General features: G+C 73.5%; 10 protein-coding genes, 1 tRNA gene and 1 pseudogene. 6 read left to right on the top strand and 6 right to left on the bottom strand.

The features are described from left to right. Window positions 1–231: 231 nt before the first annotated feature. Window positions 232–816, bottom strand: coding sequence for an SMI1/KNR4 family protein (locus ABZ234_RS24680; RefSeq protein ID WP_355013595.1), 585 nt, complete (start codon window positions 814–816; stop codon window positions 232–234). A 211-nt stretch (window positions 817–1,027) separates the two neighbouring features. Beyond that, window positions 1,028–1,100, bottom strand: a tRNA-Arg gene (locus ABZ234_RS24675). 417 nt (window positions 1,101–1,517) lie between these two features. On the opposite strand from ABZ234_RS24675, the pseudogene ABZ234_RS24670 reads away from it, so the two are divergent. After that, window positions 1,518–2,600, top strand: a pseudogene (locus ABZ234_RS24670) (D-alanyl-D-alanine carboxypeptidase family protein); the annotation flags it as partial. Between the two features lie 206 nt (window positions 2,601–2,806). Here the strand turns inward: ABZ234_RS24670 and ABZ234_RS24665 are convergent. The 4 genes from ABZ234_RS24665 to ABZ234_RS24650 form a co-directional block, all read right to left on the bottom strand. Then, window positions 2,807–3,211: an MscL family protein gene (locus tag ABZ234_RS24665; RefSeq protein ID WP_267948023.1), complete on the bottom strand. Its 405-nt coding sequence runs from the start codon at window positions 3,209–3,211 to the stop codon at window positions 2,807–2,809. A 95-nt stretch (window positions 3,212–3,306) separates the two neighbouring features. Further along, on the bottom strand, window positions 3,307–3,957 hold the full coding sequence (locus ABZ234_RS24660; RefSeq protein WP_267948024.1) for an SAF domain-containing protein: 651 nt from the start codon (window positions 3,955–3,957) through the stop codon (window positions 3,307–3,309). Between the two features lie 107 nt (window positions 3,958–4,064). Further along, window positions 4,065–4,445, bottom strand: a complete 381-nt coding sequence (locus tag ABZ234_RS24655) for an FmdB family zinc ribbon protein (protein WP_355013594.1) — start codon at window positions 4,443–4,445, stop codon at window positions 4,065–4,067. 401 nt (window positions 4,446–4,846) lie between these two features. Further along, window positions 4,847–5,479: a 5-formyltetrahydrofolate cyclo-ligase gene (locus ABZ234_RS24650; RefSeq protein ID WP_355013593.1), complete on the bottom strand. Its 633-nt coding sequence runs from the start codon at window positions 5,477–5,479 to the stop codon at window positions 4,847–4,849. A 204-nt stretch (window positions 5,480–5,683) separates the two neighbouring features. Here ABZ234_RS24650 and galU point away from each other — a divergent pair, with 204 nt between their 5' ends. The 5 genes from galU to ABZ234_RS24625 all read left to right on the top strand — a co-directional run bounded on the left by galU (window position 5,684) and on the right by ABZ234_RS24625 (window position 10,169). Continuing rightward, on the top strand, window positions 5,684–6,622 hold the full coding sequence (galU, locus tag ABZ234_RS24645) for a UTP--glucose-1-phosphate uridylyltransferase GalU (RefSeq protein ID WP_267948027.1): 939 nt from the start codon (window positions 5,684–5,686) through the stop codon (window positions 6,620–6,622). Window positions 6,623–6,778: 156 nt separating this feature from the next. Further along, window positions 6,779–8,011, top strand: a complete 1,233-nt coding sequence (glp, locus tag ABZ234_RS24640) for a gephyrin-like molybdotransferase Glp (RefSeq protein WP_355013592.1) — start codon at window positions 6,779–6,781, stop codon at window positions 8,009–8,011. A gap of 170 nt (window positions 8,012–8,181) precedes the next feature. Further along, a complete protein-coding gene (gene moaC / locus ABZ234_RS24635) occupies window positions 8,182–8,700 on the top strand; it encodes a cyclic pyranopterin monophosphate synthase MoaC (RefSeq protein WP_267948029.1) in 519 nt (172 codons plus the stop codon). Further along, entirely contained in the window at window positions 8,693–9,211 is a 519-nt protein-coding gene (locus ABZ234_RS24630) for a MogA/MoaB family molybdenum cofactor biosynthesis protein (RefSeq protein ID WP_267948030.1), read from the top strand. Before moaC ends, ABZ234_RS24630 begins: the two co-directional genes overlap by 8 nt. Before the next feature lie 250 nt (window positions 9,212–9,461). Continuing rightward, complete coding sequence (locus ABZ234_RS24625) at window positions 9,462–10,169, top strand: GNAT family protein (protein WP_267948031.1); 708 nt, start codon at window positions 9,462–9,464, stop codon at window positions 10,167–10,169. Window positions 10,170–10,439 lie beyond the last annotated feature (270 nt).

Below are 10,439 nucleotides of genomic sequence, written 5' to 3'. Positions count from 1 at the left end.
ATCACCGCGACCCCGGCGACGACCTGGGACATCCCGACCCTCTCGCGGTTGAACACCGCCGACAGGACGATCGCCCTCCGGGGCGCCGGACGGGCCTTTCGCCGCACCGCCGCCGCGCGGCGGCGTCCACGCGGGGAAGACGCCCCCGGCAGCGGGGAGAGCGCTTTCCGTCGATCCTCCGGCCGTCGGCCCACACAGGGGCGGGCACCGCGGTCCGGGGCCCGGCCCCGGTCAGGAACCGACGGCGTTCCGGTGCGCTTCCGCCACGAGCGCCGCGAAGTCCCCGTACGGTTCGGGGTCCCCGCCGTCGCCGGGCCACCACGTGTAGGCCGTCCACTCGCCGTCCCCGTCGGCGCTGTCGGCGTGCAGCAGCCACATGCCGCCGCTGCCCCCGTCGTCGTCGGAGACCAACAGGCAGCGCTCCAGCACGCGGAGCCGGTCGGCGAAGTGGTCCATGTGCGGTTCCGACCACCAGGAGTAGAGCTGGGGGTCCTCCTCGGGGAACCAGCCGATTCTCTCCACCGGGAGCAGGTCGAAGGTGTAGGCCAGGCTGCTCCAGCCGTTGCTGACCAGGAGGAAGTTCCGGTAGGACGGCGGCAGCGACACGCCCAGGCGCTCCTCCGCGGCGAGGACGGCCTCCTCGGTCGCCGGCTCGTACCCGAGCCAGCGGTTCTCGCGCTGGGCGGGGCTCACCATCCACTCGGCCCTGTCCTCGGCCTCCGCCGTGCGCAGGTGGTCGGAGTCCAGGAACTCGCAACTGTGTCCGCTCAGGAACGCGCGCCACCGGGCCGCGGTCCTCGGAGGGGAGGGGTCCATGTCGGGTGGTCCTTCGGGGGCTCGGTGGTCTCGGGGCGCCGACGATTCTCGCACCCCCGCGCCGCCGCCGTGCCGACCTGGCGGGGCGGGAGGAAGCCGCCCTCGCGCGGCGGCCGACAGGGATCCGCTGACCGGGGTGGACCGGGACCCGGAGCAGGCCCCGGAAGCGGATCGGGGCCCCTCCCGAAGGAGGGACCCCGATCCACACGTGCGGCCCCAGCAGGATTCGAACCTGCGACACCCGCTTTAGGAGAGCGGTGCTCTATCCCCTGAGCTATGGAGCCATGGGTCTGACGGAGGTATGCGTTGCCCCGCCACCGGGCCAAGCCTAACCCAGGATGGAGGTGAATGGGGTGTCGGACCGTGTTCCCGGGGTGTGACTGGGGGACTCTGCGTGCATGGCGGAGTACGCTGACCTACGATTGGTTGTCCTGGCGCGTTGTGACGTTGTTCATGACGCGTGGTGCGTCATGGCCGGATATGTGCGCCGATCGCCCTGAGGGGCGGGTCGGAGTGAGGCCCGCACAGTGATGACCAGGTACTTCACCGACGGCCGGGGAAGACGGCGGCGGGACGGGCGCGAGCCCGCACCTCGTCCGCTTCCTCCGGCGCAACGGTTCCGTGTGTCCGCATGTGGACATGTAGTACGTTCCTTGCGGTCACGGGTAGGTGTTCGAGGAAAAGCAGCCGGAGGATCATTCGTGCCGTTCACTTCTGATCCGGCGCGGCGCAGGTCCCGCGTACCGGATGGCGGCGGGGCGCTCACCGCGTTCGCGGCGTTCCAGCGTGTCCGTTGCGTCCAGGCGCTGACGCTCGTGCTGGTCACCGCTCTGCTCGTCGTCCCCGTCCACCCCGCCGCGCTGGCGCCGGCCGCGGCCGACCTGGACGAGTTCCGCGAGCGGGCGGAGGCGTCCTCGCAGGAGCTGGAGGAGGCCACCGAGCGCCACGTCGAGCGCCAGGAGGAGTTGGAGGCCGCCCAGGAGGAGCTGGTCTCCACGCTCCACGAGCTCCAGCAGACCGAGCTCGAACTCGGCGAGATGCGCGAGCCCCTGGCCACCCTCGCCAGCACCCTGTACCAGCAGCCCGACGGCGGCCTGCTCACCATGCTGACGTCGGGCACGCTCGACGACGACCTCCAGACGCAGTCCTACGCGGCGAAGATCTCCGAGAACAACCAGGCGCTCATCCAGGACGCCACCGACCTCCGCGAGGAGCAGGTCGGGCTGGCGAGCCAGGCGCAGGAGCTCCAGACCACCACCCAGCTGGAACAGGTGGAGCTCGCGGCGGAGGTCGAGGACCTGCGCGAGCAGTCCGAGACGAGCATGAACGAGCTCGTCCAGGAGCTGGAGGACCGGGGCATCGACCCGGACGCCTACATGGCCGCCGCGGACTGCGACCCCTCGGCGGCGTCGAGGGCGAACGGCTCGCCCAACGGCCTGCTGCCGTCCGACGCCCTGTGCGACCTGTACGACGACAAGCAGCTGCGCGCCGACGCCGCGGTCGACTTCCTCGAACTCAACATGAGGTACGTGGCGGAGTTCGGCGAGAACATGTGCATCACCAGCGCCTACCGCGACCTGCCCAACCAGCACCGCGTCTACGCGCAGGAGCCGCCCGGCTTCGCCGCCGTCCCGGGCACGAGCAACCACGGCCTGGGCCAGGCGATCGACCTGGGCTGCGGGATCCAGAACTTCAGGTCCGAGCGCTGGAACTGGATGGAGGCCAACGGGGCCGAGTTCGGCTGGCACCATCCCGCCTGGGCGAAGTCCAGCCCCTTCGAGCCCGGCCTCTGGGATAACCGCGGATCCCCCCGGGGGGGCGCCCCCTACCGCCCCCCCCCCGACCTGTGTCCGGGGTGTCCGCGGCCTCCCGCGCGGCCGGGAGGAGGGGCCGTGACCCGGTCCGGGAACGGCCGGGCGGTCCCGTGCTCCGCGACGGCCGGGCGGCCCCGGGGCCCGCGGGGACCGGACGGTCTGCGGCCCCGGAACGGTCAGACGGTCTCCGGCACGACCTCGCTCGTGCAGTGGGAGCACCGGGACGCCTTCTTGTCGATGTCGACGCAGCAGTAGGGGCAGGCCCGGGTGGTGGCCTCCTCGGCCTTGACGAACCTCTCCATGAGCTTGCCGAGCGGCAGGACGATCAGGAAGTACAGGACCGCGGCGGTGATCAGGAACGAGATCAGGGCGTCGATGAACGAGCCGTACATGAACCGGCTGCCGTTGATCTCGAAGTAGAGGTCGCCGAACGTGGGGATACCGCCGAAGATCCCGATCAGCGGGGTGATGAACCCCTCGGTGAACGCGGTGATGAGGTTGGCGAAGACCGTGCCGATCACGACCGCGACCGCCAGCTGCACCAGGTTTCCCTGGAGCAGGAACTTCTTGAAGCCTTCCATGGAACAGCCCTACGTACTCGATGTGTGTGGGAGGGCCGGCGCGTCCGAGGGGCGCTCACCGGCGCCCGCCAGCTTTCACCACCACACGTCATCGGTCAACCGCGAATGGTGATGGACAGGCGTGACGCCGTGGCGTGGCCCGCCAGGCTCCGGGCCTCCGCGGGCGTCGCGGCGATGAGGATCAGCGCGCCTCCCCCGCCGCCCCGGTCGGACTCGGCCGGAAGGGCGAGGACGGGGCGGTCGCTGACCACCTCCACGGCGGGCCCCGCGCGCACCGGGGCGAACTCGTCGGGGCTCCCCGCGGCGAGGACGTCCACCCGGCTGCCGGGGGAGAGGAGCCCGACCGCACCGGGGTCGGAGACCCGTACGGGGACGGCCACCAGGCCGGGCCCGTACGGGCCCGCGGGAGGGTCGGAGAGGCGGGCGTCGGTGATCACCTCGCCCCGGCGTACCGGGGACGTGAGGGAGAGGCCCGCCGCCTCCGTGTCGGCCGGGAGCGCGCCGTCCGGCACCGCGTCGGAGGGCAGGGGGCGCGGGGCGAGGTCGCCCGCGGCGAGCGGTGACGTGGCGTCGAGGTCCCTGGCGGCGACGAGGACGAGGCCGGCCGGCTCCGGGGGCGGGCGTACCGCCAGCACGGCGCTGAGGAGCGCGGCGGCCGCGAGGAGGGCGGCGACGACGCGCCGGTGCCGGTCCAGCAGGCGGGTGAGCGCCCGGCGGTGCCGGTAGGGGGGTGGTGCGCTGGTCATGTTCCAACGCTAGGCCGCGGCGGGGCCGTGCGGCCGTTGTCCACAGGCCGGACGTGCCGAGCGCCGCCGAGTGTTCGGCGGCGCTGCGTCGGTCAACGGCCCTGCGGCTAACCTGCCGCGGCGGCGGTGCTGCTGGTCGTGCTGGTGCTGGTGCTCGTGCCGGCGCCGGTGCTCGCCTTGGAGCCCGAGTCGCCGGAGGAGCTCTTGGCGTCCGTGCCGGAGGAGGCGGTGCCGCCGGACTCGGAGGAGCCGGAGTCCTTGCCGTCGCCGGAACCGGCGTTGGAGCCGGTCAGGACGGAGCTGTTGGAGGTCTTGCCGCTGTCGGTGCGGTAGAAGCCGGAGCCCTTGAAGACGATCCCCACGGCGGAGTACACCTTGCGCAGGCGTCCCTCGCACTCGGGGCAGACGGTCAGCGCGTCGTCGCTGAAGCTCTGCACGACCTCCATCTGGGCGCCGCACTCGGTGCACGCGTACTGGTACGTAGGCACTGTTCCGGGTCCTCCTTGCTGGCACTCTCGCCCGTTGACTGCTAAATAGTACGCGCTCGCCGACCGGAGCCGCGACAGCAGCTCGCGCCGAGCGCGCGCGGCAGCGGCCCAGGTGCCGGAACGGTGGCGTCGCCGGGGCGCGACCGCCAGGGACAACGCCCGGCCCGGACGGGATAATCCCCGCCGTCACGGGCCGGGGAGGACGCCCCGGCCGACCGCCCGGGCCCCGCTCCCGGACCGGTCCTCCCCGTGAGGGCGCCCCCGGCGGGCGGTCCGAACCCGGCCCGCTGGCCGCCGGTCGCGGACACAGGTCGGGACGGAGGGGCCGGGACCCCGTCCGCGCGTCCGCGGGCCGACGTACGTCCTCGGGCCGTCCTTCGACGGGACCACCCCCGCCCGCGTCACACGGTGTCGTGCCCCCCGGGCCACACCCCGCCCGCGAACACGCGCAGGCCGCCGCCGGGTGTGAGGACGGCGTCCACCGGCCGGTCGTGCGGCTCGGCGGGAAGGGAGTCCACGAGCTCGTCGTCGTGTACCAGGGCGATCGCCGGGGTGTGCGGGCCCTTGTGCGCGAGTGCGCGGTCGTAGCAGCCGGCGCCCCGGCCGAGCCGGTTCCCGCTCCGGTCCACGGCGAGGGCGGGGCAGACCACGGCGTCCGCCCGGGCGAGCGCCCCGGGGCCGTAGCGGTGCCCGGTGGGCTCCACCAGGCCGTGCCCGGCCGGGGCCAGGCCCTCGGGCCCGTCGAAGGCCGCCCAGTCCAGGTCGCCGCCGGGCAGGAACACGGGCAGCAGCACGTACGTGCCGCGCTTCCACAGGGCCGTCACCAGCTTGCGGGTGCCGGGCTCCCCTCCGACGGAGTAGTAGCACGCGACCGTCCCGCCCATGGCGAGCCACGGGACGCCCATCAGGGCGTCCCGGACCGCCGACCCGACCCGCGCGCGCTCCTCCGCGCCCCGGGCCCGCCGCCGGGCGAGGACGTCCCCGCGCAGCCGGGCCTTCTCCGACGGACCGCCGTCACCGCTGCTCCCGCTCATGGGGCCAGTGTGGCAGCGGGACGGACCGGGCGGCGAGGGGGCCGCTCCCGCCGGGGCGGTCCGGGCGCGTCCGGCGGAGCCTGCCCCGGGCGGTGAACGCCCGGTGGCGGTTTGCGCTCCGCCGCCCGAAAGAGCGGGGACTTCTTGGCGCCCGGCCGGGCGTCGGGGCGCCGAGACGGCCGGGGACTGTCCTAAAGTGCCGACATGAACGACGCCACCGAGCAGAAGCGACCCTCCGCGTCCGCGCCCGTCACCAAGGCGGTCGTGCCCGCGGCCGGCCTGGGCACGCGGTTCCTCCCCGCGACCAAGGCCACGCCCAAGGAGATGCTGCCGATCGTGGACAAGCCCGCGATCCAGTACGTCGTGGAGGAGGCGGTCGCCGCCGACCTCAAGGACGTCCTGATGATCACGGGACGCAGCAAGCGCTCCATCGAGGACCACTTCGACAGGGCCTACGAGCTGGAGGAGGCCCTGGAGGCCAAGGGCGACGACGCACGGCTGCGCTCGGTGCGCGAGTCCAGCGACCTCGCCCAGGTCCACTACGTCCGCCAGGGGGAGCCCAGGGGGCTCGGCCACGCGGTCCTGTGCGCGGAGGCGCACGTGGGCGACAACCCGTTCGCCGTGCTGCTCGGTGACGACCTCATCGAGTCGGCCGACCTGCTGCGCCGCATGATCGAGGTGCGGGAGAGGCGCGGGGGCAGCGTCGTCGCCCTCATGGAGGTGGAGCCCGAGCAGGTCTCCCTGTACGGGTGCGCGGGCATCGAGCCCACCGACGAGGAGGACGTCGTCGCCGTCACCGACCTGGTCGAGAAGCCCGCGCCGGAGCACGCCCCGAGCCGCTGGGCCATCATCGGCCGCTACGTCTGCGATCCGGCGGTCTTCCCCGTCCTGCACGAGACCCCGCCCGGCCGCGGGGGGGAGATCCAGCTCACCGACGCCCTGCGCGAGCTCGCCCGGCGCAAGCCCGAGGACGGCGGGACCGTGCACGGCGTCCTGTTCCGCGGCCGCCGCTACGACACGGGGAACAAGGCCGACTACATCCGCACGGTGGTGGACTTCGCCTGCCGCCGGCCCGACCTCGCGGACGAGCTCCTGCCGTGGCTGCGCGACTTCGTCGAGCGCCAGGACGCCGGACGCCCCTGACCCGCACCGGGGGCGCCCGCCCGCGGGCCCGGCACGGCCCGGCGGCGCCGGGAGGCCGCACACACGGGGCCGGACGTGGTGACAATGGGATGCGCATCAACTCCTGAGGGAGGGGAGACGCTCCGCCCCAGGAACCGCGACAACGGAGGAACCCCCGTGAAGAGCGTCGAACAGCACGTCGCCGACGTCCTGGCACTGATCGCCGACCCGCAGCCCACCGAGCTGGACCTGCTCCGGGCACACGGCTCGGTGCTCGCCGAGACCGTCACCTCGCCGGTGTCGCTGCCGGGCTTCGACAACTCGGCCATGGACGGGTACGCCGTGTGCGCCGCCGACCTGGAGTCGGCCACGGCCGACTCCCCGGTCCGCCTGCCGGTGGTCGGCGACATCCCCGCCGGCGACCCCTCCCCCGCGGCGGTCCGCCCGGGCCTGTGCGCGCGCATCATGACCGGTGCTCCGATGCCCTCCGGGGCGGACGCGGTCGTGCCGGTCGAGTGGACCGACGGCGGCGTGGCCACGGTGGCCGTCGACCGCCCGGTCCGCGTCGGCAACGCGGTGCGCCCGGCCGGGGGCGACGTGGTCGAGGGCGCGGTCGTGCTCCGGCCGGGCGGGCGCATCGGCGCGGGGGAGATGGGCGTGCTGGCGGCCGTCGGCCGCCGCTCGGTGTCCGTGTACCCCCGGCCGCGCGTCGTCGTGCTCTCCACCGGTGAGGAGCTGGTCGAGCCGGGGCGCCCGCTCGGGCCCGGCCAGATCTGGGAGTCCAACAGCTTCATGATCGCGGCGGCCGCCCGCGACGCCGGGTGCGAGGTCCACCGCCACGGTTTCGTCGGGGACGACCCCCGGACGGTGCTGGACACGCTGGAGGGACTGCTGGTGCGGGCCGACATCGTGATCACGACCGGCGGTGTGAGCATGGGCGCGTACGACGTCGTCAAGGAGGTGCTCACGCGGGAGGGCACCGTGGAGTTCACACAGGTGGCGATGCAGCCGGGCAAGCCCCAGGGCTTCGGGGCGATCGGCCCGGACCGGACCCCGATCGTCACCCTCCCGGGCAACCCCGTGAGCGCCTTCGTGTCGTTCCAGATCTTCGTCCTCCCCGCGCTGCGCCGCCTGCGCGGGCTCGACCCCCGGGGGCTGCCGACCGCGCGCGCGGTCCTCACCGCCCCTGTGACCTCGCCGAAGGGCCGCCGCTCCTACCTGCGCGGCGTCCTGGAGGAGTCGCCGCACGGGCGTGAGGCCGCCCCCACGGTGTCCCCGGCCCTGCGCCAGGACTCCCACCAGCTCTCCGCGCTCGCCGGGGCCAACGCGCTGATCGTCGTGCCGGAGGAGACCACGGAGCTGGCCGCGGGCGGAGCCGTCGACGTGGTGCGCCTCCCCGATCCCGCCTGAGGGGCGGCCCGCGCGTCCGGCCTCCCCCGGGTGCGGCGGTCCGGGAGTTCGCGGATCGGTGGGCGGACCGTCGCCGGGGTGCCGTACGGTCGTGGATGGCGCGCCGCGGCGCGCCCGGACACCGCCGTCCCGGCCGTGTTCCGCGTACGAGCGCAGAAGCTGGCGGACCGATGAGCGACACCCCACGGACGGAGGGGGCAGACCACCCCTCCGGCTTCACCCACCTGGACGCCTCCGGCGCGGCGCGCATGGTCGACGTCTCGGAGAAGCGCGTGAGCACGCGCACGGCCACGGCCACCGGCCGCGTCCTGCTCGGCGCGGAGGCGGTCGCCGCCCTGCGCGGGGGGACGGTGCCCAAGGGCGACGCGCTGGCCGTCGCGCGGATCGCGGGCATCCAGGGGGCCAAGCGCACCCCCGACCTGGTGCCGCTGTGCCACCCCATCGCCGTGCACGGCGTGGAGGTGGACCTCGCCGTCGTGGACGAGGGGGTCGACATCAGCGCCACGGTGCGCACGGCCGACCGCACCGGCGTGGAGATGGAGGCGCTCACCTGCGTCATGACCGCGGCCCTCGGCCTGGTCGACATGGTCAAGGCCATCGACCCCGGGGCCGAGGTCACCCGGGTGCGGGTCGAGGAGAAGACCGGCGGGCGCAAGGGCCACTGGAGGCGCGGTGGCGGCGGTGAGTGAGCCGGGGGGCCGTACGCGCCGCGTCGCGGTGGTGACGGCGTCCAACCGGGCGGCGGCCGGGGTCTACCCGGACCGGTCGGGGCCCGTGGTCGCCGACCGGCTGCGCGCCGCGGGCTTCGCGGTCGTCGGTCCGTGGGTGGTTCCGGACGGGGCCCCGGTGGCGGAGGCGATCTCCCGGGCCCTGGACGAGGGGGCCGACGCGGTCGTCACGACCGGAGGCACGGGGCTCACGCCGCAGGACCTCACGCCCCAGGCGACCCGGCCCCTGCTGTCGTACGAGATCCCGGGGATCGCCGAGGCGCTGCGCGCGGCGGGCCGTGACAAGGGCGTGCCCACCGCGATCCTGTCGCGGGGGCTGGCCGGGGTGGCGGAGAGGGGAGGCCACCGGATGCTCGTGGTCAACCTGCCCGGTTCCCGGGGAGGCGCGAACGACGGGATGGACGTGCTGGAGCCGGTGCTCGGCCATGCCTTGGACCAACTGCGTGGCGGAGATCACGCCCGCCCCGAATGACGCCGAACAATGACCGGAATCACAGGCCGGGCATTCCGTCCCTCGATCATTCTTTGACCTTGGATCGCTTTTCGGTGCGTGAGTATTGGAGTTAGGAATCAGCCGATTCCCGCGTTGTGAGAGTGACGCCCGCCACGTCACCCGTGCGGAGTGGAATACTGGAACCCGTCACCGACGCGGGGGGTCCGGCGCCTCCGTCCCCGGTGGCGCGCCCCCGGGCGGTGGCGCCGGGGGGATCGAAGGGACGGTCGTGAATCGCAGACAAGGGTGGCCCGTCACTCTGGAGGAGGGGCCGGTCGCGCTCAGACCCCTGCGGCTCCGCGACGCCGTCGCACTGCGTGACACCCGCTCGCGCAACGAGGAGTGGCTGCGTCCGTGGGAGCCCACGTATCCCGAGATGCCGCTGCGCACCACGGGGCTGGCGCCCTACGTCGCGATGCTCCAGTCCATCCGGAGAGAGGCCAGACAGGGCCTGTCCATGCCGTGGTCGGTGACCTACGACGGTCGGTTCGTCGGCCAGCTCACGGTGGGCGCCATCGTGTGGGGCTCGGCGCGTTCGGCCCAGGTCGGCTACTGGATCGACAGCGCCTACGCGGGCCGGGGCGTCACCCCGACGGCGGTCGCGCTCGCGGTCGACCACGCGTTCTTCGGGGTCGGCCTCCACCGGATCGAGGCCAACATCCGCCCGGAGAACCGGGCGAGCAGGCGGGTGGTCGCCAAGCTGGGGTTCCGGGACGAGGGGGTGCGCAGGCGCCAGCTGCACATCGACGGGGCATGGCGCGACCACATCTGCTACGCGATCACGTCGGAGGAGGTTCCCCAGGGAATGCTGCGCCGCTGGCGCGACGGGTCGTCCTCGGGGTCCGGTTCCGGCCCCGGTTCCGCTTTGGGGCCACAGGGCCCGAACGGCGGCGGAGATCCGCGGGACCCGGCGAGTCCGCAGTCCGGGGCGAACTGAACGTGGCACGATCACGGTTGCGCTCGGCGTCTAAACCTCGCTTTAGCGACATTGACTCATTACTTTGCGTTGAATTGGGACTGCGCTCCGCAGTCAACTACTGACCTGCGTTTTTACCCCCGGGCGTCGGGCGGCCGAAACTGGGGGTCCACAATCTTGCGACACTCCGGTCGGAATGTGGCGCATTTATGGACACGGGGTCGTACCGTGCGGAACATAGACGCATTGACGATGCGGCCAACGCGTGGATATGGCTCCCGGGAATCACCC

Source organism: Nocardiopsis sp. NPDC006198 (assembly GCF_040613895.1).
Lineage (GTDB): Bacteria > Actinomycetota > Actinomycetes > Streptosporangiales > Streptosporangiaceae > Nocardiopsis > Nocardiopsis tropica.
The sequence above is the reverse complement of the archived record's forward strand: the minus strand, read 5'-3'. Positions and strand labels throughout refer to the sequence as shown.